The sequence below is a fragment of the Azospirillum brasilense genome (assembly GCF_008365405.1).
Lineage (GTDB): Bacteria > Pseudomonadota > Alphaproteobacteria > Azospirillales > Azospirillaceae > Azospirillum > Azospirillum brasilense_D.
This window is the reverse complement of the sequence record NZ_QOKV01000005.1, coordinates 177,812-201,060: the sequence shown is the minus strand read 5'-3', so window position 1 is coordinate 201,060 and position 23,249 is coordinate 177,812. Positions and strand designations below refer to the sequence as shown.

25 protein-coding genes are annotated in these 23,249 nt (G+C 66.7%); 18 read left to right on the top strand and 7 right to left on the bottom strand.

Annotated elements, in window-relative coordinates; genetic code table 11:
* The first annotated feature begins 33 nt into the window (after positions 1-33).
* The 10 genes from DS837_RS11265 to DS837_RS11220 all read left to right on the top strand — a co-directional run bounded on the left by DS837_RS11265 (position 34) and on the right by DS837_RS11220 (position 10,137).
* Entirely contained in the window at positions 34-1,629 is a 1,596-nt protein-coding gene (locus DS837_RS11265) for a bifunctional metallophosphatase/5'-nucleotidase (protein ID WP_170295825.1), read from the top strand.
* A gap of 18 nt (positions 1,630-1,647) precedes the next feature.
* Entirely contained in the window at positions 1,648-2,145 is a 498-nt protein-coding gene (locus DS837_RS11260) for a DsrE family protein (RefSeq protein ID WP_170295824.1), read from the top strand.
* Positions 2,146-2,200: 55 nt separating this feature from the next.
* Positions 2,201-2,821: a class I SAM-dependent methyltransferase gene (locus tag DS837_RS11255; RefSeq protein ID WP_149164819.1), complete on the top strand. Its 621-nt coding sequence runs from the start codon at positions 2,201-2,203 to the stop codon at positions 2,819-2,821.
* A 126-nt stretch (positions 2,822-2,947) separates the two neighbouring features.
* Positions 2,948-3,148 (top strand): heavy-metal-associated domain-containing protein, encoded by a 201-nt coding sequence (locus DS837_RS32045; protein WP_170295823.1) that lies wholly within the window; start codon positions 2,948-2,950, stop codon positions 3,146-3,148.
* Between the two features lie 12 nt (positions 3,149-3,160).
* A complete protein-coding gene (locus DS837_RS11245; RefSeq protein WP_149164817.1) occupies positions 3,161-3,979 on the top strand; it encodes a DUF305 domain-containing protein in 819 nt (272 codons plus the stop codon).
* Between the two features lie 73 nt (positions 3,980-4,052).
* On the top strand, positions 4,053-4,478 hold the full coding sequence (gene cueR / locus DS837_RS11240; RefSeq protein WP_149164816.1) for a Cu(I)-responsive transcriptional regulator: 426 nt from the start codon (positions 4,053-4,055) through the stop codon (positions 4,476-4,478).
* A gap of 263 nt (positions 4,479-4,741) precedes the next feature.
* Positions 4,742-5,464 carry a helix-turn-helix domain-containing protein gene (locus DS837_RS11235; protein WP_149164815.1) on the top strand — a complete coding sequence of 241 codons (723 nt, stop codon included), beginning with the start codon at positions 4,742-4,744 and terminating at the stop codon, positions 5,462-5,464.
* Positions 5,465-6,082: 618 nt separating this feature from the next.
* The gene (locus DS837_RS11230; RefSeq protein WP_247889871.1) at positions 6,083-7,705 is read left to right on the top strand and encodes a ThiF family adenylyltransferase; all 1,623 of its coding nucleotides are present in this window, start codon (positions 6,083-6,085) and stop codon (positions 7,703-7,705) included.
* Entirely contained in the window at positions 7,687-8,184 is a 498-nt protein-coding gene (locus tag DS837_RS11225) for a M67 family metallopeptidase (protein WP_149164813.1), read from the top strand. Before DS837_RS11230 ends, DS837_RS11225 begins: the two co-directional genes overlap by 19 nt.
* 66 nt (positions 8,185-8,250) lie before the next feature.
* The gene (locus DS837_RS11220) at positions 8,251-10,137 is read left to right on the top strand and encodes a DUF2384 domain-containing protein (protein WP_149164812.1); all 1,887 of its coding nucleotides are present in this window, start codon (positions 8,251-8,253) and stop codon (positions 10,135-10,137) included.
* 122 nt (positions 10,138-10,259) lie between these two features.
* Here DS837_RS11220 and DS837_RS11215 read toward each other — a convergent pair whose 3' ends face one another.
* Positions 10,260-11,723 (bottom strand): SMODS domain-containing nucleotidyltransferase, encoded by a 1,464-nt coding sequence (locus DS837_RS11215; RefSeq protein ID WP_149164811.1) that lies wholly within the window; start codon positions 11,721-11,723, stop codon positions 10,260-10,262.
* A 135-nt stretch (positions 11,724-11,858) separates the two neighbouring features.
* Between DS837_RS11215 and DS837_RS11210 the strand changes: the two genes are divergently transcribed.
* The 3 genes from DS837_RS11210 (at position 11,859) to DS837_RS11200 (ending at position 13,886) form a co-directional block, all read left to right on the top strand.
* A complete protein-coding gene (locus DS837_RS11210) occupies positions 11,859-12,992 on the top strand; it encodes an SAVED domain-containing protein (RefSeq protein ID WP_149164810.1) in 1,134 nt (377 codons plus the stop codon).
* 141 nt (positions 12,993-13,133) lie between these two features.
* Positions 13,134-13,412, top strand: coding sequence for a FitA-like ribbon-helix-helix domain-containing protein (locus DS837_RS32370; RefSeq protein WP_208852260.1), 279 nt, complete (start codon positions 13,134-13,136; stop codon positions 13,410-13,412).
* A 3-nt stretch (positions 13,413-13,415) separates the two neighbouring features.
* Positions 13,416-13,886: a type II toxin-antitoxin system VapC family toxin gene (locus tag DS837_RS11200; protein WP_149164809.1), complete on the top strand. Its 471-nt coding sequence runs from the start codon at positions 13,416-13,418 to the stop codon at positions 13,884-13,886.
* Positions 13,887-14,139: 253 nt separating this feature from the next.
* Here the strand turns inward: DS837_RS11200 and DS837_RS11195 are convergent, their stop codons facing one another.
* Genes DS837_RS11195 through DS837_RS11185 form a run of 3 tightly spaced genes read right to left on the bottom strand, consistent with a single transcriptional unit; the run spans position 14,140 to position 17,890 of the window.
* Positions 14,140-16,089: an AAA family ATPase gene (locus DS837_RS11195; RefSeq protein WP_149164808.1), complete on the bottom strand. Its 1,950-nt coding sequence runs from the start codon at positions 16,087-16,089 to the stop codon at positions 14,140-14,142.
* A complete protein-coding gene (locus DS837_RS11190) occupies positions 16,086-16,637 on the bottom strand; it encodes a hypothetical protein (protein ID WP_149164807.1) in 552 nt (183 codons plus the stop codon). Before DS837_RS11190 ends, DS837_RS11195 begins: the two co-directional genes overlap by 4 nt.
* A complete protein-coding gene (locus DS837_RS11185) occupies positions 16,634-17,890 on the bottom strand; it encodes a dsDNA nuclease domain-containing protein (RefSeq protein WP_149164806.1) in 1,257 nt (418 codons plus the stop codon). The genes DS837_RS11190 and DS837_RS11185 overlap by 4 nt, the downstream gene beginning before the upstream one ends.
* 207 nt (positions 17,891-18,097) lie before the next feature.
* On the opposite strand from DS837_RS11185, the gene DS837_RS33065 reads away from it, so the two are divergent.
* The 4 genes from DS837_RS33065 (at position 18,098) to DS837_RS11175 (ending at position 19,058) form a co-directional block, all read left to right on the top strand.
* Positions 18,098-18,232 carry a hypothetical protein gene (locus DS837_RS33065; RefSeq protein ID WP_282187565.1) on the top strand — a complete coding sequence of 45 codons (135 nt, stop codon included), beginning with the start codon at positions 18,098-18,100 and terminating at the stop codon, positions 18,230-18,232.
* A gap of 69 nt (positions 18,233-18,301) precedes the next feature.
* A complete protein-coding gene (locus DS837_RS33315) occupies positions 18,302-18,472 on the top strand; it encodes a hypothetical protein (RefSeq protein WP_149164908.1) in 171 nt (56 codons plus the stop codon).
* Entirely contained in the window at positions 18,418-18,594 is a 177-nt protein-coding gene (locus tag DS837_RS32040) for a hypothetical protein (RefSeq protein ID WP_170295821.1), read from the top strand. The genes DS837_RS33315 and DS837_RS32040 overlap by 55 nt, the downstream gene beginning before the upstream one ends.
* Before the next feature lie 161 nt (positions 18,595-18,755).
* Complete coding sequence (locus DS837_RS11175) at positions 18,756-19,058, top strand: hypothetical protein (protein WP_149164805.1); 303 nt, start codon at positions 18,756-18,758, stop codon at positions 19,056-19,058.
* A 272-nt stretch (positions 19,059-19,330) separates the two neighbouring features.
* Here the strand turns inward: DS837_RS11175 and DS837_RS11170 are convergent, their stop codons facing one another.
* The 3 genes from DS837_RS11170 to DS837_RS11160 form a co-directional block, all read right to left on the bottom strand.
* A complete protein-coding gene (locus DS837_RS11170; RefSeq protein ID WP_149164804.1) occupies positions 19,331-20,011 on the bottom strand; it encodes a hypothetical protein in 681 nt (226 codons plus the stop codon).
* Between the two features lie 49 nt (positions 20,012-20,060).
* A complete protein-coding gene (locus DS837_RS11165) occupies positions 20,061-20,333 on the bottom strand; it encodes a hypothetical protein (RefSeq protein ID WP_149164803.1) in 273 nt (90 codons plus the stop codon).
* 130 nt (positions 20,334-20,463) lie between these two features.
* Positions 20,464-21,024 carry a helix-turn-helix domain-containing protein gene (locus tag DS837_RS11160; RefSeq protein ID WP_170295820.1) on the bottom strand — a complete coding sequence of 187 codons (561 nt, stop codon included), beginning with the start codon at positions 21,022-21,024 and terminating at the stop codon, positions 20,464-20,466.
* Positions 21,025-21,237: 213 nt separating this feature from the next.
* Between DS837_RS11160 and DS837_RS11155 the strand changes: the two genes are divergently transcribed.
* Positions 21,238-22,665 (top strand): hypothetical protein, encoded by a 1,428-nt coding sequence (locus DS837_RS11155; protein WP_149164801.1) that lies wholly within the window; start codon positions 21,238-21,240, stop codon positions 22,663-22,665.
* Positions 22,666-23,249: the final 584 nt, after the last annotated feature.

The window sequence follows — 23,249 nt, the reverse complement described above, 5'->3', positions numbered from 1 at the left end:
TCCTGCCACGGTCAAGACATGAGAGGCAAGTTTATGCGCCATCTGATCGCAGCGGCCATGGCGCTGCCGCTGTTCGCCGCGCCAATGGAAGGCGGTTCTGCCACCGGGCCCAAGAACGGCACCGTCACGCTGCTTCACGTCAACGACTTTCATGGGCGGCACATGCCAGTCCGGGTCGCCCCCGGCAATGCAACCGCGCAGACTGGCGACCCGGGTCGGGAGCCGCAGGAATTCGAGCGCGCCGGAACGGTCGGCGGCATCGCGCATCTGGCAACGGCCGTGCAGCGCATCCGCCAAGAGCGTGGGGCGGATCGCGTCATTCTGGTACACGGCGGCGATGCCTTCAGCGACGACCTGCTCGGAAACCTGACCCGCGGTGAGGCCATGGTACGGATGATGGACGCCGTCGGGGTGCGGTTCATGGCCTTCGGCAACCACGACTTCGACTACGGCGCCGAGCGGACCCGCGAGTTGCAGGAGATGGTCCGGTTCCCGATGCGCGGGGCCAACGTCCTGGACCGCACGACGGGCCAGCCATTCCTGGGTGACCCGACCATGGTGGTGGATACGGGCGGCATCCGGGTGGGGCTGCTCGCGCTCGGCTACCACAACACCCCGCTCACGACCGATCCCGACAACGTGGCCAGCCTGTCCTTCACCGACGGCATCGAGGCAGCCCGCCGTCACGTACCGGAGATCCGGGCGAGGGCGGACGTGGTGGTCGTCGTCTCGCATCAGGGCACGAAGGTCGACCGTGAGCTTGCACGGCAGGTCCCCGGGATCGACGTTATCGTCGCCGCGCACTCGCATGATGACCTACAGAATCCGGACAAAGTGGGCGAAACCCGGATCGTCCAGGCCGCCTCCGACGGCACGGTGCTGGGCGAGGTGGAGATCCGGGTCGCCGACGGGAAGCTCGCGGGGGTGCGCGCAACCAACCACACGCTCTGGTCGGCGGACGTCCCGGCCGACCCGCAGGTCACCCAGATCATCGAGGACCTCCGCGCCCCATTCCGTGAGCGGCTAACCGAGGTCATGGCGACGGCGCGGGACCGCATCGGTCGGCGCTATCGCTCGGAGAGCCCCTTCGACCGTTTGGTTGGCGACATCCTGCGCACGGAGACGGGCGCCGAGGTCGCACTGCTTCCCGGCGTGGGCTACGGCGTGTCCATCGGTCCCGGCCCGGTCACGCGCGAGGATCTCTACGCCCTGCTGCCCCATCCCTCTCGGGTCGTCACCCTGAAGCTGACGGGCGCGCAACTGCGGGAGGTGCTCGAGCGGAGCGCGGCCAACCAGAAGCCGGAGCGCCCGCAGGAGCGCGTTGGCGGGCTGGTGCAGACCACGGGGCTGCGGTGGTCGGTCGACCTGAACCGCCCCCGTGGCCAGCGCGTGGGCACGCTCGAGGTCGACGGAAAGCCTCTTGATGATGCACGCCTCTACTCGGTCGTCACGCACACCGGCATGCTCAAGGGCACGCACGGCTACACGACCTTTCAAGGGGGCCAGGATGTACACAAGCTCGACCGCAAGGTGACGGAGATCGTCGAGACGGCCCTGAGGGCCATGGAAAAGGTGGCGTCCCCAGCTCTGGGCGACGTGCGCCTCGTCAAGGCTGCCTCCGGGCAATAACGCATGGAAGGTTCAGGAATGAGCATGGACAAGCCGATGCAGCGCGTGCAGAAGCCCGTGATCGACGGGTTCGGCGGCGCCTGGTTCTTTCCGAACGCGGCACTGCGATTCGACCCGGCGCTCGACTACAAGGTCGTGTTCAGCGTGACGCAGGCCCCTCCAGAGGAGGACCGGGTGAACCCCGGTCTGGAGCGGGTGGCCCGGTTCCTGAACCTGTACGCGGCCGATGTCGGCAGTGCAAAGCGGCTGGACGTCGTGGTGGTGGGGGCTGGGGCCGCAACGCGGGCGATGCTGGCCGACGACGCCCACCGTCGCTTGCATTCCGGTGGCAACCCGAATGCCCTCTTGCTCGAGCGGCTTGACGAGCAGGGCGTCCGACTCTTTGTTTGCGGACAGGCCCTCGCCGAGCGTGGCCTGGAGCCGGAGGCGACACACCCCTGTGTCGGCGTTGCCCTGTCTGCCATGACTGCCGTGGCGGATTGCCAACTCCGGGGGTTTGCGCTGCTGTCGTATTGAGCCGCCTTGAAGCGTGAAGGGCCTGCGGGCGGGAAACCTCCAGGGACACGAGGGCATGAGCCTGTATCAGCATCACATACTGCCGCGGCTCACCGACTGGGCGATGGGGCAGGCGATGCTCAGGGATTTCCGCTCCCGCGTCGTCGGCGGTGCGCGGGGGCGTGTTCTCGAAATCGGGATCGGGTCCGGGCGCAACCTCCCGTTCTACGGCGGAGCGGCCGAGGAGATCGTTGGCGTGGACACGTCTCCGGAGTTGCTGGCCCTGGTGCGGCGAGCGGCGGCCGTGTCACCCCGCCCTGTGACCCTGATTGAGCAGACTGCGGAGCAGCTGCCTTTTCCCGACAGCAGCTTTGACACAGTGGTGGTGACTTGGTCGCTGTGCAGCATACCCGATCCGGTCGCGGCACTGCGGGAGGCTCGCCGGGTGCTCAGGCCGGGTGGGCAGTTGCGCTTCGCCGAACACGGCCTCGCGCCTGACCCCGGCGTCCGCCGCTGGCAACATCGCCTGACGCCGCTGTGGAGGAAGTGCGCGGGAGGCTGCCATTTGGATCGGAAGATCGACGACCTCATTCACGCGGCCGGGTTCCGCATCACGGACCTGAAGGTGGGCTACCTCCCCGGCATCAAGCTCCTGGGCTTCATGTACGAGGGCTGCGCATGCAGGCAAAGCGGATGAGGCATGCGTGCAACGCCTTGGGGAGGCTTCCACAAGACCGTTGACCTTCCAATGACTGGAAGGTGGACGCTCTCCTCCAGAGACGAACCGGACCAGTCCGGAAGGACCCCGTCGAGGAGGATACCCATGTTGCAGTTCACCGTTCCCGGCATGACGTGCGGCGGTTGCGCCAACGCCATCCGCAAGGCCCTGGTCGCTGTCCCCGGCATTAAGGACATCCAGGCCGACCCGCCCAACCGCCGCCTCGCCGTCAAGGGCGACGTCGGCGCCGACCTGATCATCCGCACCCTGGCCGACGCGGGCTACGACGCCGCGCCCGCCGCTTGAGGAACACGCATCATGTCCATGAAGGCGAACACGCTGCTGGGCAGCGTTTTGGCCCTCGTCCTGACGCTCTCTGCGACCTCGTCCGCCATGGCGGACGGCGGTGGCGCCGGGGACCGGCACGACACCGCCGTCTATGAGATCGACTTGGTCTCGGGCGGCACGGTGGACCCCGCCGTTGTGAAGGCCGACCTGGATTACGTGACCGGCATGCGCGAGCACCATGCGGGCGCGCTGACGATGTCCGAGGAGTACCTGGCCAAGGGCAAGAACCCGGTTCTGAGGAACATGGCGGGCGCCATCATCACCAACCAGCGCTATGAGATCGCCGTACTCGAGGAGGTGAAGCGGCAGGTCGAGCAGCCGCCCAAGGTGCTGGCCGACTTCGGCGCGACGAAGCTCGTTCGGCGGCCGGTGGCCACCGAAGGGCTGGAGCACCAGCTGGCTTACGTGAAGGCACCGCCGCCGACGGCCCTCGACCACCTCATGACGCCGGGCGCGGTCGATGAGTACGACGTGCGCTGGGCCAAGGCGATGATCGTGCACCATCAAGGCGCGCTCGACATGGCACGCGCCTACAACGCCGACCCGAAGGGCGAGAACGGGCTCCTGCGGCGGATGAACCTCGACATCGTCCAGGACCAGACCTACGAGATCGGGTTCCTGGAGAGCGTCATCGACCGCTTCCCCGGCGACGCCAGCACCATCCAGCTCGACCCGTCCATGGTGCACGGCATGTCCATGCACGGCGGACACGGCCAGATGGACCACGGCGCGATGAACCACGATGCCATGGGTCACGGACAGATGAACCACAAGGCGATGGCGCGTTGAGAACGCCGGTCGCGCCCGGGCCGGTGCCCGGCGTGACCGGCGGGATCGGGGCACATGGAACAGGGAGGCGGACATGAACATCGGGCAAGCGGCCAAGGCGTCCAGCGTGAATGCCAAGCTCATCCGCTACTACGAGAGCATCGGGCTCATCCCCGAGGCGGGGCGCACCGCCTCAGGGTACCGGGTCTACACAAAGCAGGAGGTGAACATCCTACGGTTCGTGAAGCGGGCGCGGACGCTGGGCTTCAGCATCGAGCGCATCCAGCACCTGGTCGGGCTGTGGCGGGACAAGGACCGCGCCAGCACCGAGGTGAAGCGGGTGGCGCTGGACCACGTCGCCGAGCTCGAGGCGAAGATCGCCGAGATGCAGGCGATGGCCGACACGCTGCGCGAGCTTGCCGACGCCTGCCACGGCGACCACCGGCCGGACTGCCCGATCCTGCACGACTTGGCGAACCCTGAAGCGACAGTGGCCTGCCACCAAGCGCATGGCCACTGAGCGGGCTCACTCACCGCATCACAGGACGCCTCATCATGCTGCTAAGGCTTCTCACCACGACCCTGCTGCTGCGTTGGAAGGCGCGGACCCGCAGAGCAATCAGCGTGCACACGTCTCACCGGGAGGACCATAACGGTCCCACGCCGACCATAAGTGTTCAATCCGCGACGGGGCATTCCGTTCGCTGAAGGGTTTTCCGGCCTCCTTTGGTTCGGCCCATCGCGCCATCATCCGCGGCACCCGATGACCAAGGAGACAGCACGATGGGCTTCCACGATCCGAACTTCACTGGCCACACCGACGACGCCAACCTCATGGACGACCCCGACGCGCTGTTCATCGCGTCGCCGCAGGAGATCGCCGCGCTGGTCACGGCGTGGCGCCGCCTGCGCGGCTGGAAGCAGGAGACGCTGGCGCAGTTCGCGGCCGTCTCCCTGTCGACGGTCGAGCGGATCGAGCGCGGCGAGGCGGTGAGCACCGAGTCGCTGGACCGCGTGGCGGTGGCGCTCGAGTTCAAGGAAGGCGACTTCCACCGCCCGCGGTCGCGCCGCGGCTTCGATGAGTCGCTTATGGAGACGATGCGGTTCTTCGAGGGCAGACTGGCCGTGCCCTGCGCACCGCTGAAGACGCAGCCACAGGCCGCCGCCCTGCTGGGCTGCCAGGCCTACCTGGTCGATGACGGCCGGTGCACGCCGGACGCGGCCGAGGCGGTTGCCATCCTGCGCGAGAACCTGGACGTCTACTCGTTCATGCTCAGCGATCTGGCTGGGCCGGGCGAGCCGGTGAAGAAGCGCGAGATCTACACCTCGCTGCTGGCCGACGTGCAGGCGGTCGAGCGCCGGGGCTACACGGCGCTGCACACCACCTACGACGCCGACTCCCGCTTCGGCCCGGTGAAGGTCGCGGTCATCGGCTTCTTCCCCAAGCTCACCGACCCCGGCGCGGCCAAGCGGGAGTTCGTGCTCGTTCCGACCCACATCGGGTGAAGGGGCCAGGCTGCCATACAGGCGGCACCGGCCTTCGATCAGGCGTTCGAACGCCAGCAACCTCTGCGCGGCTCTAACAGCGAAGCACGTCGTTCAGCGCGGTGAATTTGGCACTGCATCACAGCCCTTCTACGCCGGTAGCTCGTGCTACCAAGCGCTTTTCCATGCGTCCGGCAAAACGGACGCCCTCATTCTGAAGCTGTCTTGGTCGGACACATAGATGACCAGCACACGGGTAACTCTATGAATCGCCCGTCGGTGCGTCTTCCGGCAGAAGGCGCGATCAGCAGTTTAGCGCAGCCTGTTGAAATTCAGCTTTCCGGATGCCACATGTCCGCAGTCTACCGATTATGAGGTACTCATTATGAGCCAGAACCCTGGGAAGGATCACCCGAACAAGCCGGATCATCCTACCAAACCAGACCACCCGAACGTTCCGCCTGGCCCCCCTGACAACCGCCCTCCTGGCCCGGCGAACCCGCCTGTGCCCCCGAAGCCGCGGCAGGTCGGATGAAGGCTTGGTGGCACCTTTACCCAGGGCGCCGTGAGGCAGAGCTTGCGGCGCTCGATCGGGCTGGCATCGCCTACCGCGTTGATGAGGACGCGGAAAGGAAGGGCGTGCTCGCGCTCGACCTCGACTACCCGCTGGAGACCGGGGAACTGCGGCTGAGGGCCGTTTTCCCTGGTCTTTACCCCTACTTCCGTCCGCGCGTTGAAGCGCCGAATGTCTCGTTTGAACGACACCAAGACCCGTTCGGTAAAAGTCTGTGTTTGCTCGGTCCAAGGACGCAGCTCTGGGAGCCGGAAACGACGCTGGCGGCCCATCTGACCCGCTGGCTGCCGGATCTCCTGGCCGACCAACCGCCGGTGGAAGGAGCAGAGCCCCCGTCTGGGCCCCGGCCGGTCAAGGAGGAGGAGGACGCCGAGGTCCTTTCCAACTACTTCGAGTATGCCGACCCGTCGTACGTAATGGTCGACGGCGACTGGCGCGTGGGCGCCGAGATCGTGGGCGGGACCTTGACCGTCGCGATCTCCCTGAAGGTCCCCGATGAAGAGAATTTTGCCTTGCAGGGGTTGGTGACGAAGGTTTCGGGGGCAAGGGGAGAAATTGCGCGTTGGCGCCTTCCAAAACCGCGGGACCTGTCTGCTACCGTCGAGGTTCCGTTTGCCAGAGTTGCCCGCCCAGCCTTTGAAGCCAGTCCTCAAGAACAGTACCGTCGCTTGGTCGTCGATCATCCAGTCCTGGGTAAGGCCAAATGGCGCAGGTTTGGCCGTGACGGCGAGGTCGTCGAGGTGGCCTTCACGGCCATTGCCTTTGATGAGGAGATCCGTCCCGGCGTAGCCGGACAAGGCTGGCAATTCTTCATGCTGAAGCGTCCCAACGCCAAGACGAAGCCCTCCATCCATCGGATCCGAGCTGTCCGGGTGGGCCAGTCAGATCTCGGCGCACGGGTGCCCGCCACGTCCATTCTGCGCGGCCGGACCGTTGCGCTGTTCGGCTGCGGCGCCGTTGGGGGGCCCATTGCCCTGGAACTGGCGAAGGCCGGAATCGGTGAACTTCGGCTGTTCGACCCTGACATCGTCGACCCCGGACCAACGGTGCGGTGGCCGCTCGGCCGGTCGGTGTACGGTCAGAACAAGACCGGCGCCCTGGTGCGCCACATCGCCGCCAACTGGATGCACGCCAATGTTGTTGGCCATCGCATGGTGATTGGTGCCACTCCCGATGCAGACGACAAGTATCCGAAGGAAGGGGAAATCCAGCTCTTTGAAAAACTGCTGGACGGCGTCGACGTGATCTTCGACGCGACCGCGGAGGTCGGCGTTCAGCATTTCCTGTCGGACTGGGCGCGCGCGCGGGGCATCCCTTTCATCTACGCTTCGGCTACCCCTGGCGCCTGTGGCGGCATCGTTGCGCGCTTCATGCCCGGAGACGGACAGGGCTGCTGGCGATGCTTGCAGCACGCCCTCTACACCGACAAAACCATTGCCGAACCGCCGTTCGCGGACAACGGGGAGATCCTCCCGCCGGGGTGCAACCATCCCACCTTCACTGGGGCGTCGTTTGACTTGGTCGAGGTGAGCCTGCAAGCCGTTCGCGTGATTGTTCGGGCTCTTGATGACCGGCAGCCTCGGCCGGAATCGGGCTATGCGATCCTGTCGTTCGACGAGGGCTTCGGCGTGCCAAGTTGGCGAACCGGCAGCATTCCGCGGAATGATGAATGCTCGTGCACGGGATAGCCTGGACCCCATCTACGGTCCTAGACGCCATGACGACCGAAGCCAACCGCCAGTATCCGCTGGAAACCGGCGGCGCGCTGATGGGCTACCTGAATGACAAAAGCTATGTTGTCACAAGCTACATCGGCCCTGGGCCCAATGCCATTCATAGCCGCACCCATTTTCAACCCGATTATGCTTACCAGGAACAGCGGATTGCCGACATTTACCAGCATAGCGGGCGGCGCGACATTTACCTCGGCGATTGGCACTCGCATCCGAATGATGTAACGCCGCGCATGAGTTCGGATGACCGGCGTGTGCTGGCGAATATTGCAGGACATAGGGATGCCCGGATCGACCGCCCTATGATGATCATAATTGCTGGGGAGCCTAGCCGAGGGTGGGTTCCAGGCATCTGGTGCGGGCAGATTTCACCTCGGCTGCTCTGGTTCCCCCGGCTGGATGTTCATGACCTAGAACTCAGGATTTTCGACTGAACGCAAACGATGCTCACCTGTCCTGCCCGCGCTGACCCCAGCACCCCGGGACGCCGCCGCGGCGAGGTGCTGCTGGCCTACGGTCAGGCGGCGGACGGACGCATCCTGCACATCTCAGAAGTGCCATCCGGGCTGGCGTGTGGCTGCGCCTGCCCGGAGTGCGACAGCAAGCTGGTCGCCCACAAGGGCGAGGGCCTTGCGCACCACTTCGCCCACTACACGGTGACCAACTGCTCCGGCGGCACCGAAAGCGCCCTGCACAAGCTGGCGAAGCAGGTGATCGCCGAGCACCGCATAGTCGCCACCCCCGCGGTGAAGGTCCAGCACGCCGACCAGGAACGCCTCGTCCGCCGCGAGGCGCTGTTCCGCCCCGACAGCGTGGTGCTCGAGAAGGGAATGGACGGCATGCGGCCGGACCTGATCGCGCGCAGGGGCGATCATGAACTCCTCGTTGAGGTCGCCGTCACGCACTTCTGCGGGGCGAAGAAGATCGCGCTCATCCGCGAGCGCCAGCTGGCCGCCATCGAGATCGACTTGGGGCGGGTAGCGCACGACGCGCCGAAGGAAGAGGTGGAGGACGCTATCCTCTACTCGGCCCCGCGCAAGTGGCTGTTCAACCGGTACGGGGACGAGGCTACCGCCGAACTGAGGGCCGCCGCCCAACGCCGAGAAGCGGACGAGAGGGCGCGCCAGGAGCGCGCCCGGCAGCGCCGGGAGGCTAGGCGGAACGCCGACGTGCAGCGGCTCGCCTCGGCGTACCGGCAGGCCGGTGACAGGCCCGCCAGCACCCTGGCGACCGCGCCGTACACCGCCCGGATCCGCGATGCCGGGCTCGAACGCTTCGTCGGTGTGCCGGTGAACGGCGGCGCCTGTTTCGCCGTCGGCGACGCCGCGTGGCAGTCGGTTGTGGTGAGCGCCTTCCTGCTCACCGAGAACATCTGCGTCCAGCTGGGCTTCCAGACCAAAGAGGTCCTGAAGGTGCTGCGTGATGCTGGTCTGGTCCGGCGGGAGTTCACCGGCTTCCTCAGCGAGGACTTGGCGCAGGCGGTGCGGGAGCAACTCCCCGGGTTCCGGTCGCCCTATGAAGCCATTGAGTCCTATCTGGAGACGCTGAAGACGTCCAACCTGCTCCATCACATCCGGTGGCGGTGGTCGATCGCTGACTACCAGCACACGCTCGAGCACGCCCGTAAACGCCTCAAGGAGCTTGCCGCCGAGCGGGGGCGGGTGGCCAGCCTGCGGAAGACGCTGGTCGCGCTGCTGGCCGAACTGCCGGAGGGGCACTGCGTCGACCCGGATCGGTGGATGCGCACTCGGCACCCGGGGTTGGACCGCTCCCCCGCGGAGATGGCCGCGTTGGGAGACTGGGGGCACACGGAGATGTGGCGTCACCTGACGCGGTTGCGTCGGATGCGTGATCCCGGTGCCTCCGTCGAAGAGAACCTGCTCGGGCTGCCGTTTGAACAGGAACGGGAGCTTCGCCGCGAGGAGCGGCGGCTGGCTGATGAGGAGAAGGCCAAGAAGGCGGAGGCGGCCGCCCGTCAGGCCGGTGCGCAGCGCCTCCAGGAGCTCTCTGAGCGCGCCATTGCGCTTCTGGGCCCGGAGGAGGCACGGCGGTGGTTGAACACGCCCTTGCGTCTGCTGGACGGCGCGGCCGCCATCAGCCTGGAAATGATGACGGCCGACCAGCTCAACGTTGCCTACAAGGCGCTGCGCATTGAGCTGGCACGCCTTGTTGCCGAGGGTGAGCGCCAAGCCCGCGCCGAGCAGCACCGCGAGCGCCTGCGACGCGAGGCTGAACGGGTGCTGGGGGCCAAGGCCGACCTGTGGATGCGCTCGACGAACCCGCAGCTGCGGAACCGCCGCCCCATCGAGGCTTGCGTCGACGAAAGCAGCTTGGCCGAGTGCTTTGCCCTGCTGAAGCCGCAGGGCGCTCGTGGTCGGCGCGGCTGACGGTGGCGGTGTCCGCGGAGGTCCCCTTTAGAGTCAATGATTCTCCCGGAAACCGTCGGCTAAGCCCTTGAATGGGATCGACATTCTTTTCGTCGATCCTCCCAGGCCGCCAGCACCCCAGGTCAGGCCGCCGACGCCTGCCGGTCCTCGATGACTACGAAGAACGGCTCGGATCGTCCAATGCACCAGCCCTTGGTGTCGACGACGAAGGCCTCCACCCAATGGACGCCGACGTACGCAGTGTGCTCCCAGTGCGTGGTGCTGCCCTTGTTCCACTTGGCAAGGTCACCGCGCAGCTGCTTCTTCGCCGCCGCCTCCGCACCGGTGTTGGTCACGCGCCAGCGGACCCTCCAGCCCTTCGGCACGCCGCCCATGCCGACGGCCGCGCTGAACCGGATGTGCCAGCCGCGGCCGATGACTTGGCCGTTGAGCAGCCGCCCGGCTTCGGCGCCGCCCTCCTCGTGGTGCAGAGTCGCCGTCACCGTTACCGGGATGCGCCTCGGCGCGTCCCGCCAGGGAACGGGCACGACGTGTGTAGCCCTGGACATGAACCTCTTCAGGAAGTCGATGCCATGCTGGGCCGCGGCGAGCACCAACGAGCGGTCGTCGGCGAAGCCCGCGGATTTCGCCACGGTCGCCGACTCGGTGACGGCGCCGGGCGCGAACTCATCGCCGAAGACGTCGCGCCACTTCTTCAGGCTCTTCTGCTCGTCAGCCTCATTGTAGGCGTCGTCCACCCACTCCCGGTACCGATGAATGCAGTTGCGGAAGTTCTCGTACTTCTCCTGGTCCCAGTGCCGGGTGAACGTCTCGCCCGGAACCTTGGGATTCTCGACCGCGGGCATGATCGGGCGGGCCTGGAGCCAGTCGTCCAGGTCACTGAGGATCGTGCGGAACGCCGTCGGCAGGTCCGCCCAAGGGTCGTTCCAACTGTCGATCGCCAGACGCTCCTCGGCCCGCTGGCAGACCAGCGTGGTGAGCAGGATCGACTTCACGGAGAACGTGCCCTTGATGTCGCGAAGATACTTCAGCAGGCGCGTCGACTGGCGCAGCATACCGCTGGTCGCGTCGTCAAGCTCGCCGACCCAGGCCGTGTATGCCTCGGGATCGGTCGCCTCCTCCTCGTCGGTCAGCCGGTTGCAGACGGCGAAGGTGGTCTCCTTGCCGAGCAGCTTCTCCCAATCCGTCGGCTCGCGCCGGACGACCGGCACGACATCGAGGTCGAAGTCCTTGGCGTATTCCAGCATCACGCAGCGCGTGTTCCGGCTGACCTTGTCCTTGTACAACCCGGACGCGCGGAAGACCCGGTACAGATCCTCGACGTGCTGCTTGGGCGTCCAGTCCGCCCTGGGCTCCACGAACATCACGAGATCGGCATCGAACCTGTCCTCGCTCGTGACCGGTCGGATGATGGTCTTATGGGCCCAGGACCCCTGCGGGCTGAAGCCGTGGATGCTCGCCCCGTAGTCGCTGCGCGACAGGAAATCCTCGATGGCCGCGACGTGGCCCTCGAGCCGCGTGATGCGGGCCTCGTTCAGGTTGACCACCGCGGTGAGGAACGTCGTGAAGGCTTGGGTGTGGCGCATGAAGCGGTTCCGGGTCGCTGTGCCCGGCCAGTGAGCGACCATCCAGCCGGTCCTTCACATTGAGGGATTGTGGTTAAGAAAATCGTAAGGACGCCCATGGTTTGTTCAGGTCCGACTTAACCGGGCGAGCGGGCCATGAACTACTATCTGAGGACCATCTTTGGATGGCTCGACTTCGGGGTGCGGCGTTTCATCGAGTATTGGACACGCCGCCGCTCGCCCGCGATCACCACCATGCGGACAGGAGCCTATTTCGTTCTGGCGGCGCTTGGCGGCGCGCTGTGCCTGAACCTGGTGTATGCCGACGCGAACGTCTTCCTGGCCATCAAGTTCGAGGCCATTGGCGGGGTTCCGGAGTTCCTCGTCTTCGCCGCGTTCTGGCTGGGCGTCTTCGCCTTCGTGGTCGGGCTCGTGTGGGAGATCTGGCGCGACGTCCGGGAAGGGCGGGCGAACGCGCGCAAGCGGGTGCTGGTCATCGAGCAGCGCGGGCTGCTGCGCGGCACCGACAGCCCGCTCAGGGACGCGGTGCCCGAAGCCCTGATCGGCCACCGGCGGGCCATTCCGGTTGACCTGACCCCGTTCGTCCACGACGGCCGGGTGACGGACCCGGAACGTGCGCTGGCCAAGACCAAGTTGATCCGGCACGACCTTGAAACAGCCGCTGACGACGCCGACCGTGCGGACGTCTCCATCGTGTACGGCGGCGTCGCCCCGGTGCCCATGACCTTCCTGGCGGGCTTCCTGATCGGCGACGAGGGCGCGATCACCATCATGGACTGGATGCGCGAGCCGGGCCGGTGGCGCCCGCTTGACGGTATCGACGACGGCGATCGCTTCAAGCTGGACGGCCTTGATGACGTGCCCCGCGGAACGGCGGACGTCGCGGTCGCGGTCGAGGTTTCCTACAAGCTCGACGAGCCCGGCTTCCGCCTCTCGACGGGCAACATGCCCTTGGTGCGGATCTACCTCCCCCAGGGAAGGCCGGATTGCCACTGGTCGGAGGAGAAGCAGCAGGCGCTCGTCTCCGACTTCCTGGCCGCCATGGTCGCGCTCGAGGGACGAGGGGTCCGGCGCATCCACATGACGGTTGCGGCGCCGAACAGCGTCGTGTTCCGGCTCGGCCGGGCCTACGACAACCGGAACCTGCCCGAGCTCCTCGTCTACCAGTACGAGCGCTCGGCGATGCCGCCATTCCCATGGTCGGTCCGGATGCCAACGCATGGGGTGCCCGAGGCCGCTCTGGTTCGGACGGAGCCGGTAGCCGCCTGAAGCGCCCCTTCCGCCCGGGTCGCCGGGCGGTGCACACTGTCAGGAACGGACCTAGCGAAACCGCGTGGCGCACCCACTTGCCCGGTTGACGGGCAGAGCCGAAATGATTGCAATGCATCGCATGCAAGCAAGGAGAGCGCCATGGCCAGCTTGACCGTCCGCAGCCTCGACGAGGGGCTTGTCCGGCTGCTGCGGATCCGAGCGGCGGAGAACGGCCGATCCGCCGAAGCCGAGCACCGCGAGATCCTCCGGCAGGCTCTCGAGGGCGACAGGAAGGCGCCGAGCCGGGCTGAGGCCGCCAAGCGGCTTGCCGCGCTCCAGGATGAGCTGCGGGGGCAGAGCTTCGACGCGGCCGCGGATCTGCGGGAATCCCGGCGGTCGCGCATGCAGCAGCTGACTGGCTCCGACGAGGGTATGTGATCCGTGTCGCTGGTCGTCGATGCGTCGGTCGGGTTGAAGTGGGTCCTGCCCGAACCGGACAGCCCCCAGGCGCTCGCGCTGCTGGACAGTGACGAGGATCTGTTGGTCCCCGACTTCTGGCTGAACGAGGCCACCAACGTCCTCTGGCTGCAAGTCCGGAAGGGCCTCATGACCCCGGACCAGGTGAGGACCCGGTTGAAGGCGCTGATGATCGCCCTGGCCCCGACGCCCACGGCGGATCTCAACCTCCACACGGCCGCGCTGGAGATCGGGCTGGCGGTGAACCACTCGCCGTACGACTGCCTTTACGCCGCGTTCGCCATCGCGATGGGCGCCAACCGGGTCGTCGTTGCCGACGGCCCGTTCCTCAAGGCCATGCGAGCCCACCCGGAGAGCAGGATGCAGGGGTTGCTCTTACCGCTGGCCGAGTGGGCTCAGGCAGCGGGCGGCCGAGCCGAGGGAGGCGGGGGCTGAGGCTGGCCACACAGCAGAAGGCGGGGCAGGCGGTGCCGCGTTGCCGATATGCTGGAGGCGGTGTTTGGTGCGACCAGCCATGAGGCTCCAGGGTGCAGCGAGTTGATCGTCTCGTCGCCGTTCCAAAGGCGTGGGCAAAACCAGCGACGCGCTTGGCTCTTGGTGGTGGCCGAGCGCATCAAGGCGGGCTTGGTGCGAACAGAATCCCAGTGCCCCTGCGGAGAGCACAGAGTGTTCCGGTGATACCCTGCGGTCAGGGACCGTCGTAGTAGCCGATCAGCGGGGGGTTCTCCGGATCGCCCCGACGCATCATCCGGTCCAGGGATGGCGCGACATCGGCTGGTGGCGGCGCGAAGGTCTGGTCCACGATGATCACCTGCCAGTCGGCCAGCACGCTTCCGAGCAGGGCGTACAGGTGGGCGTAGAAGTTCTTGAAGATGTCGGGGTTCACGTCCGGCGTGATGTTTTTCATCGGAGAGTCGATGATGAGCACCCGTGGAACCGGCAGGCGCTGCTCCGCGGCCGTCTTGTGGAGCGCCAGCGCGAAGGCGATCTTCATCAGGATCTTCTTGCCGCCGCTGCCTACGGTGAAGAAGGAGAAGGCCCGGCTTTCGTCGCCCTTCGGCCATACTGCGGGGATCAGGTTGCGGCGTCCGAGCACAACCTGGTCGTCGGCCGAAAACGCCGGGAACTTGATCTCACCGAGCACGTCCGCGTAGTTCGCCTCAAGCCTCATCAGGTTCTGTTCGGCGCCGACGAGCCTGGCTTCCTCCTCCTCGAGCTTGCGCTGCACCGCCTCGATGTCGGCCGACAGCAGGTCCGCTTGGCCATTGAGTCGAGCGATCTCGGCGGGCAGAGCCCGAATACGCTCCAGGAACGATGAGCGTTCGCGAATGACGGCAAGCCGCTGCTCGCCAACACGGCTCCGTGCCAGGAAGTCCGATTCATACCCTTGAAGTGATTCCGATACCCGAACGTCCACCTCTCGCCGGGCTTGCCGTGCCTCCGCCAGTTTGGCTTGCAGCGGGCCGAGTGACTTGCGGTGCCGCGACACCGAGTCCTGAAGGTCGGCGATACGCGCATCCAGGTCCTGGCGCACGACATCCGCGGTGAGCGCCTCCCCGCGCGGCTGCTGGCCGGACGGTGTGTGGCACAGGTAGCAGGCGTCGTCCGTGTGTTCGGCTTTTGCCGGGAGCCCGGACCCGCAGCGCGGGCAGCACTCGAACTCCACGCCGTCGAGGACGCGGTGGGAAATGTCCACCCGCGCCGCTTTCATCTTGAGCTGCATGAGCTCGGCCGCCAACGCCTCCTGTTCGCCGATGCGGGCGCTGACCTCGTCGATCGCGTCCTCAAGGGTCGCCACCTGGGCGGCCAGCTCCTTCAGCCTCCTGCGGTTTTCATCGGAGATCCGCGTGTCCGGCCGATACCCCGCGCGCAACGCAGCAAGCTCCTCTTCGATCCGCCTTGCTTCGGCGTTCAGCTCCTCCAGCTCCGCGGCAATGCGCTCCTCAGAGTCGAACCCGAAGGGGGCCAGGAACGCGCGAACCTTCGTGATGGAGTCGCGTTGGGCGCGCTGCTCCTGCTTCAGGCGTTGAAGCGTGATCTGGAGTTCGTTCAGCCGCTCGCTCAGGTGACCGACGAAGAACCGCAGGGTGTCTTGGCTCTTCTCCTTCCGGATCGGCACGTCGAGCAGGAAGAAGTCCGAGTCGAGGTTGTCCTGGTCGAGATAGACGAACTTGAAGATGTCACGGATGCTGAGGCGCACCAGCGGCGAGTCGCTGTCGTAGGTGCGCCGCCGGACCTTCACGACCGGGATCCCCAGGAGCCGGAGGATCAGGTCGCTGAAACTGAAGACGTCCTCGCCGAAGATCGGCTCCGCCCTCGGCTTTATGGGCGCCGACACCATGTAGGTTTCGCCCGCGGCGCTCTGCCAGGTAACCTGCGCCGAACCGGCGTCATGGGCGACCCGCTCGATGACCACGGTGTTCGTGTCCATCCGCGCCTGCAACGCGACGGAGACGAGCTCCTGCTTGAGCGCCGGGGTGCCCGGGAACCTGCCGCCCAGACAGAAGTCGATGAGGGCCGGTATGCTGGACTTACCGGCCGACATCTCGCCGTGGAAGAACGAGACCCGCTCGGCGAAGCGAACCGTCTCGACGCTCGCCCGACAGCGCAGCTGGAGGTACTCGAAGCGCAGCTTCATGGAGTGATGGCCTCGTCGTAGGCGAGCGTCGCGATCTCGGGGAAGGTTGCGTAGATGAACTTCATGATGTCCGTCGCCCCGATGTCGATCTTCTGGCGGAGCATGCGGGCACGGGCCGCCAACGGCTTGGTGGCGTCTTCGTCCGCCAACGCGGCCGCAACCTCCATCCCGCGCGCCGTCAAGGACAGCCGGACGGTGCGGCCGTCGGTGTCGACCCGTGCCAAGCCCTTGGCGGACAGGATGTTGATGAAGCGCCGATAGCGATGGTCCCACGGCCCGAAGCGGTACCGCACCATCATCGCTTCGACGCTGCGGCGTTCGTAAGGCTCCACCGGCACGCGCTCGGGCGCCACCCCGCGGGCGACCATCGCGCGCTCGAAGTACGACGGGTACCTGAGCAGGAAATCCAGCTTGGCGAGTTTGGTGATGCCGTGGATCGCCGCGTCATCCGGCCTGCTGAACGCCAGCAGGAGGACGAGCATGCGGGCCAGGTGAACCGGCTCGTCGCGATCGAGGCTGGTCACGATGTCGGCGAGCGTGAGCCTCATCGGACAGCCTTCAGATCGAACCGGTCACTCCACCAGACCGTACACTCCTCGGTCAGAATCCCGGCCGTACCAAGCAGGTGCTCCCGTGCGCAATCGAACACCGGCAAGGTACTCGTACGCAGCCGATCTTCCAGCATCTGCCGAAGGGCTGTGTACATCGCGCTCGCATACTTCTGGCCCGGCTGCTCAACGGACAGCTGAGCTTCGACGCAATCGTCCCTGACCAAGGTTTTCAGATGCTGCAAACGCCGGTTGGCCTCGTCGAGGCCGTAGCGGTGAACCCATTTGACATACAGTGTCTCCATGGACTTCTTGAAGTCCTTCAACGAGTCGACACGCGCCATCTGGAGGCCACCGTGCTCGAGCTTCTCGACCATGACGTCGAACCCTGGCGGAAGTGCGTCTGCCGAGACGCCGCCTGACGAGACCAGAAGGTTGTCGGCCCCTTCGACCAGGGACTGCCGGATAACCTCTTCCACCCGGTCCGCGGTGATCGTCTTGCCCGCCAGCAGCAGGGCGTCCCGCTGAGCATCGAAATCCATCACCAAACTGTACAGGTCCGCGACGCTGCCACCGAGAACGCAGCTGGAGGCTTGTTGGCAAAGGTAGATGAGGTTATCGGCAACCCTGGTGAGGGTGTGGAACGTCTGCGTTCGCCGGTAATCCCGGACATCTCCGACGTTTTCGCGCAGATCCTTATACGGCCGCTCCAGATCCGTTTGCTGACCGAGAAGAAACAGCTTGAGCATGGCGGCAACGACGTGTGCCTCGTCGCAGCCGTGCTCACCGCACAGGCCGGACACGAACTTCTTGAGCAGATGCGCCTTGGTCAAGCCGTCGAGGTTGCCACGCTCGCAGATTTGGGCGCGAATGTAGGCGAGGTTGTTGCCGTTCTCCTTCTCACCCCAAAACCCGTGGTTGGTGATGAAGTGGAAATTGTCAAACCGCGCTGGATAGGCGCTCTCGAGTTTGGCAAAGCGGCCGATGCTGTTCTTGACGGCATCGTCGGTGGCCTTGAAGGGCTCCAGATCGAAGCGGCGTGTCTTGACCTGGAGGGCATCGTAGGTCCCGCCCGGCTTTCGGAGCAGGATGTCTTCGTGATTCTCGCAGTAGACGGCTTCCAGCTGGCCGGACAGCAGCCGAAGGCATTGAAGGGCCGCGAAGCAGTGCTGGTACGAGAACCGCGCTTGGGTGTCAGCGCCAGGGTCCGTCTTGTCGAGCACAGCACCTGGATCCAGCGACGCCGTCGTCACGTACCACCCCTTGCCGTTGCGCCCGTTGGCTCATTCTGCCTTTAGGGCATGCCGCAACTTTCGGGTATGCAGCAGGAGAGCTGAGTTCACAAGAAATTCCTTTATAGGTAGTTGATTGGCCCGCCGGGGCGAGCGGCGTGGGTCGTGTCCCAGCGGCGATCGTAACGGAGCCCGCGTCAAGGGCGACCACGTCGACCCAGCGCCGAGATGACCGCGCTGTTCCGGGACTGGATCGCCAAATACCCCATCGTGTCGTTCAAGGACGGGCTGGCCGAGGACCCCTTGGTGGGCTGCCGCGAGCAGAGAACGGCGCAGGAGAGACCGGACGCAGATCGTCGGTGACGACATGTTCGACACCGACACGGCGTTCATCCGGCACGGCATCGCCGAGGGCAGCGCCACCGCCAGCTCATCACGCTGAAGCCGATCGGCACCGTCACTGAGACGATCGACGCCATCGGCATGTGCCGCCAGGCGGGCTGGGCCTACGTGATTTCACACCGCTCCGGCGGGTCGAGGGTGCCTTCATGGCCGACTTTGCCTGGGCGTCGGCCAGATCTATTCCAGATTGGCGTTGCGTAGCGAGCGCAATGCTCGAGCGCAATGCTAAGTACAACCTCTTGCTGGAGATCGAGCGCGAACCCAGCGTCGTGGCGCGCTTCCTGGACCTATCCGCCCAGCGTTCCCTGTTTGGCAGCGAGTAGGGAACCCGCTGCGCCCGTCGACAGTGTCGTTCCACATGGTCTTGGGCCGCCGCGGCGATGGGGTCAAGCACGATCATAGATCGCACAAAACATGTTGACTCCAACCTATGATCGCATCAACATCACGTCCGATGTTGATCTTTGAGCATAGGAAATGCGGAATGATGAAGGACAGAGAAGAGGTCGGCCATCTCCGTTGCGATTGCCCAATGTATCTGTACGAGCAGATTCGAGAATTCACCCACAAAAATCGCATGACGATCATGGCCATGATTGCCAATGCTCTTATGCGCGCTTATCCGGATGACTTTGACATCGCCCCTGAGGACCTCGTCGCCGACAAGCGCCGGTTGCCGAAACCGGCCGCTCCGGAAACGCGCGGGGCCAGCCCGGGGGCGATGCTGTTCCCGATGGCACCGTCCAGCATTCAACTGTCTCGACGCTCACGCCGCGGACGGCGGTGAGAGGACAGCGGTTCGAACTTGACGAGGCGACGTCTTGTTCGAGGACATCACCATCAGGCTGACCGCGCACGCGAACAGGCCGCGTGCCGGATCCGCCGCGCCGACGGGGAGTGCGGCGCCGCCGCAGCCGATGTCGACGCGCGCGTTTTGGGTTGGCGCCAGACCATGGCGGCATGCCAAGGCGGCATGCCAAGGCGGCGTCCGGGTGCCCGCGCTGTCCACTGCCGTGGGTGTTGGCCGCGTCGAGGACGGTGCCGACCCGATGGGGGTGCTCAAGCGGCAGCTGACTGGAGACTCCGACAACGGTCGTCGGCGCCCGCCGACCGGTGGGACGGACAATGCCTGAGCAGGCCCATCTCACGCAACGCCTGACGAACGCGCGTCGCGCGGATGCCGTAGTGATCGGCGATGGCCTCGAACGACCAACCCGCTTCAGCCTTGCTGATGAGCTCGGTCTTGGGCGTGTAGCCGCGAGAACGCAGGCGCGCGAGGTCATAGCCCGCCTGCGCGACGTGGTAGGTCAGAACCCGGACCGAGACGCCGAAGTCGGCGGCGACGTCTTCGCGGCGCTCACCGGCTGCGAGGCGCAGGGAGGCGGCTTGCACGTCGTACGGCGGCGTGCCGCGCCGACGGCGTCGCCACGCTTCGAGCAGATCGCTTCTGCCCGCGCGTTCCAGAGCCGCGGCCAGGCGGGGGCGGCCCACGCCCAGGTGCAGCGAGGCCTCGCTCCACACGACGTCGCCGCGGTCGAAGAGCGCCTCGGCGTGGGCGACCAAGACCGCGTCGGGGCCGTTGGTTCCAGGGGCCCACAGGGCGACTGAATGGCCGCGGGCGAGCAGGGCACCACGCAGATCCTTGTGGTCGACGTCCAACTGGCGGGCGACGTCCGGCAGAGTCAGGCCGTCGGCGAACAACGCCAGGACCGCGCGTTCCCTTGTGTCGTTGAGCAGCATTGCAGATCTCCCCCGTGTGGCCGCACGGTGGACAGCGCGGCCGTCGCTCTCACAAGGAAACGGTAGCCCCGACGCACGCGAGGATCGCGGCGAGCGCGAGCCAGTTCCGCACCGCCCCGCCCGAGCCGTACGTGCTGGGCACGGGGGAGCCGTGGCGGCGGGCCAGGGCCTTCTGCCCCGCAGTGTCCGCCTTGCTCGGATAGGCGGAAATTGGCGTCCTCGACGCCCGCTGCCGATAACGGCCAGCCTTCGCCTCGCTTACGGCCAACCGGGCGCTGACCGCGGCGCTCAGAACCGACAAAACCCACAGCAGCGTAGACACCGCGCCCTCCTGGAACTGACGGATGTCCCAGGGTACGGCGGCCCCGCACAACAAAGTGTAACGGGAAGTGGCGCAATTTACTTATGCGTCCTGTTTGTCAACCGCCCGAGTATTCGCCTTGAGCGGTGTTCTAACCGTTGTCGGCCAGAACCGAGCGCTGTCTGTCCCGCTCAGCGGCGATTTCGGACATGGTTGCCTCGGCTTGGTCGCCGACAAGCGCCTCCAGGATGCGGGCCGCCTGCACCATGGTGACGGGCTGAGCGAAGCGCAGGAACAGCCTGCCGTCCTTCAGGAACGAAGTCTCGAACTGGCGTGGGTCGGATTGCTTGGCGCCACGGCTTTCGACCATCGCCTGGTTTGGCAGGAGCTCGTCCGTCGTCACGCCGAAGGCGTCGGCGATCTTCTTCAAATGGTCGTCGCCCGCGACGTTCTTGCCGTTGACGTAGTTGTGCACGCTGTCACGGCGCAGCCCGGACGCTTTCGCGAGGTCGGCCTGCTTCCAACCGCGCTCCTCCAGGAGCGCCTTGAGCTTGCGGCCGAACGCAATGCGCAGGTACTGCACCGGATACTTCATGACCGGAGCCGCAGGGGCGTTCTGGCGGGCCTCGGCCCTGGCTTTCTCGAGGCGGCTCTGCGGGCGCGAGCGCTTCTTCGGGGCGTCCGCGGCGGCGCGCGTGGTGTCGTCGGTCATGGGTCGCTCCCGTCGGCCGATGGATCCGTTCTCCTTGTCGAGGATAAGTTCGCGCAACAAATCCTTCAATGCAGCAGAATTCCTTGCAGCGACTTCCTGAACCGCCAAGCGGGGATGGGACATCAAAGCCTTCGACCGTATGCGTTGCAGCCAGCAAGCGCGGGGGCTACGATTCTTCTGGGGGTGGAAAACAAGCGGGGCGAGGCCGACGGAATGAGCATTGGTCTGGGAGCAAGGGACGGTGAGGCGCGGGAACGTTTCAAGCTGGTGTTCGGCGATCCGTCGCTGGCACCCGCCCACCGTTTTCTGGACGCGATCGCCATTCCGCTGCGCCTTGTCCCCGGAGCCGCGCTGCCGCGTTGGGAGTCCACCGACCCGCGCCGACCCTGGGCAGCCTCGACGCTGACGGTCGGATGCGCGGTTGACCTCAGCGCCGCCCGGTGCGCCATCGTCCAGGCGGCGGGCCGCATCGCGGACGGCCTGCTGCCGCGCTCGTTCCGTGACGCCATCCTCCAACGCCTGGGCATCGACACCGCCGTGGCCGACCGCACGTCCAAGGCGGCGGCGGCGCGCGCCGAGCTGGAAACCGAGGCGCTGGCCAGTGCCGTGCTGAGCTCGTGGCGCAGCGACGGCGTCCTGGCCCGGGACATCTTCGACGCGGCCGCCGCGCGCGCCGCCAACATCGCCGCGTCGGGCGCCCAGGCCCTGCGCCAGGCGGCGCAGGCCTTGCGTTCGCCATCTGGAGCGGCGGACACGCTGGCGCGGCTCGACGAGGCCGATGCCGTGGCGGCCGCGGTGGACCGGGGCGCTTGGCGGAAAGAGTCGGAAGGGTTCGCGGTTGGTGCGCGCGCGCACGCGGCGGCGGTCGAACTCCGGGTAACCGTCGACGTCGCCGAGCAGCTGGCGCACGCGGTCGGGCAGGACGCGGCCGAGACGCTGTGGCTGGCCTGCGTGCAGGTCGAGCGCGCCGTGGCCGCGGGCAGAGGCGCCGTGCCCGCAGCCGCTGGCGAAATCGCCGAAGCGCTGCGCATCGTGCAGAACGAGCCGCACCTCATCGCCGTGGCGGAGCGCGCTGCGGCGATCCTGTGGCACCGCCGCGCCGACGGCCCACCGGGCCCTGCCCAGCGCGCGACAAGCGCCCTGCGCCTGTTCATGGCCACGCGGGGCCGCCCGACACGCCTGCCGCTGGCCATCGACCAAGCGGCGGCACCGGTGCTGCGCCAAGCGCTCGCGACCCTGCCGCCGACGCGGCCACGCCTGCTTCCGCCCGAGGTCGAGCACGGGCTCCAGCGGGTCGCTGAGGCCATCCAATCCTTGCGGTGCGGCTTGGTCAGCGAGGACGGCCTGCACGGGCTGGTCGACACCAGCGCCATCCTGATGGCGCGCCTGCGCGAGACCGACCGCCTGGGCGGCGAGGCCGCGGCCGCCGCGCGCCGCGGTGCTGCCGAGGGGCTGGGCGAAGCCCTCAAGGGGCGGGGCACCGAACTCGCGCGTGACCTGCCCGCCGCCGACGCCAAAGAGATCCTTGATCTCATCAAGCCGCTGGCGGCAGAGGACGCTCGCCTGCACCCGCTGACCCACCTGCTGGCGGCACTGGAACGGGCCACTATGCCGCCCAGAAGCCGCGGTCTGAGCCGATGAACGGCGCAGGCTCCAGGGGTGGCCTGTGGTGCAACCGTTTACGCTTCGTAGCCCTCCAGCTTGCGAGATCTTGGAGGCGCTTGGCATGTCGGTTGCGCACGGACCTGAGCGTGCGCTGGGCGCCCTCACCAGGGTGCCACCGCGCGCTGCCTTCGGCGCCGGAGGCGGTCCTGGGGCAGCGTCCTACGTCCTGGCCTGGACGCCATCCTGAACGGTGCTGACGAGCTGAAGGACCCGCACTTCGTGCGCGCCGACACCGACCCCCAGCGTCGAGCAGGCGTTCGCCGACGTCGGCATGGTCCTGTGGCGCGGCTCCACCGCGACCTTTCCCGTGGCGGAGACAGGAGCTGCGGTGGCGCCGGACGACTGGCGGTGGGTCCTGGCGCTGGTCCGCACCGTGCCCGAGCTTAACCCCGACACCAACGCCGACGGCGCCGCCGACCGGACCCGCCGCGGCCGGAGCATCCGCGGTCTCCGGGACGAGACGCTCGAGCACGAGGTGGACGGGATGGCTGCCGCGCCGCCTTCCGCGAGGCCGACGAAAAGCGCGTTGCCGCGGTCGTCGCCGTCGTCGGGGCGGCCGT

Coding starts and splice junctions, on each gene's coding strand:
- DS837_RS11235 (WP_149164815.1), top strand. CDS start 4,742: ATGGGCTTCCACGATCCGAACTTCACTGGCCACACCGACGACGCCAAC.
- DS837_RS11245 (WP_149164817.1), top strand. CDS start 3,161: ATGTCCATGAAGGCGAACACGCTGCTGGGCAGCGTTTTGGCCCTCGTC.
- DS837_RS11155 (WP_149164801.1), top strand. CDS start 21,238: ATGAGCATTGGTCTGGGAGCAAGGGACGGTGAGGCGCGGGAACGTTTC.
- DS837_RS11265 (WP_170295825.1), top strand. CDS start 34: ATGCGCCATCTGATCGCAGCGGCCATGGCGCTGCCGCTGTTCGCCGCG.
- DS837_RS11195 (WP_149164808.1), bottom strand. CDS start 16,089: ATGAAGCTGCGCTTCGAGTACCTCCAGCTGCGCTGTCGGGCGAGCGTC.
- DS837_RS32040 (WP_170295821.1), top strand. CDS start 18,418: ATGGCCGACTTTGCCTGGGCGTCGGCCAGATCTATTCCAGATTGGCGT.
- DS837_RS11215 (WP_149164811.1), bottom strand. CDS start 11,723: ATGCGCCACACCCAAGCCTTCACGACGTTCCTCACCGCGGTGGTCAAC.
- cueR (WP_149164816.1), top strand. CDS start 4,053: ATGAACATCGGGCAAGCGGCCAAGGCGTCCAGCGTGAATGCCAAGCTC.
- DS837_RS11210 (WP_149164810.1), top strand. CDS start 11,859: ATGAACTACTATCTGAGGACCATCTTTGGATGGCTCGACTTCGGGGTG.
- DS837_RS32045 (WP_170295823.1), top strand. CDS start 2,948: ATGTTGCAGTTCACCGTTCCCGGCATGACGTGCGGCGGTTGCGCCAAC.
- DS837_RS11225 (WP_149164813.1), top strand. CDS start 7,687: ATGCTCGTGCACGGGATAGCCTGGACCCCATCTACGGTCCTAGACGCC.
- DS837_RS11255 (WP_149164819.1), top strand. CDS start 2,201: ATGAGCCTGTATCAGCATCACATACTGCCGCGGCTCACCGACTGGGCG.
- DS837_RS33065 (WP_282187565.1), top strand. CDS start 18,098: ATGACCGCGCTGTTCCGGGACTGGATCGCCAAATACCCCATCGTGTCG.
- DS837_RS32370 (WP_208852260.1), top strand. CDS start 13,134: ATGGCCAGCTTGACCGTCCGCAGCCTCGACGAGGGGCTTGTCCGGCTG.
- DS837_RS11190 (WP_149164807.1), bottom strand. CDS start 16,637: ATGAGGCTCACGCTCGCCGACATCGTGACCAGCCTCGATCGCGACGAG.
- DS837_RS11170 (WP_149164804.1), bottom strand. CDS start 20,011: ATGCTGCTCAACGACACAAGGGAACGCGCGGTCCTGGCGTTGTTCGCC.
- DS837_RS11175 (WP_149164805.1), top strand. CDS start 18,756: ATGATGAAGGACAGAGAAGAGGTCGGCCATCTCCGTTGCGATTGCCCA.
- DS837_RS11160 (WP_170295820.1), bottom strand. CDS start 21,024: ATGACCGACGACACCACGCGCGCCGCCGCGGACGCCCCGAAGAAGCGC.
- DS837_RS11260 (WP_170295824.1), top strand. CDS start 1,648: ATGAGCATGGACAAGCCGATGCAGCGCGTGCAGAAGCCCGTGATCGAC.